The 225-nt window shown below is 51.1% G+C and carries 1 rRNA gene; it reads left to right on the top strand.

The window, feature by feature from the left end:
- Positions 1-225 (top strand): 23S ribosomal RNA (locus tag H6A27_RS14895); the annotation flags it as partial.

The raw sequence follows: 225 nt of genomic DNA, 5'->3' as shown, positions 1-225 counted from the left end.
GAATTTGGGCACGCGATGTGTAGGATAGGTCGGAGGCTTTGAAGCAGGTACGCCAGTATTTGTGGAGCCGCTGTTGAAATACGACCCTTCGTTTGTTTGAGTTCTAACTTCTGATTGAAGGACATTGCTTGGTGGGTAGTTTGACTGGGGTGGTCGCCTCCAAAAGCGTAACGGAGGCTTCTAAAGGTACCCTCAGGCCGATCGGTAACCGGCCCAAGAGTGTAA

Origin of the sequence: Bacteroides caecigallinarum, assembly GCF_016902295.1 — a bacterium.
In the GTDB taxonomy this organism is placed as follows: Bacteria; Bacteroidota; Bacteroidia; order Bacteroidales; family Bacteroidaceae; genus Phocaeicola; species Phocaeicola caecigallinarum_A.
The sequence above is the reverse complement of the archived record's forward strand: the minus strand, read 5'-3'. Positions and strand labels throughout refer to the sequence as shown.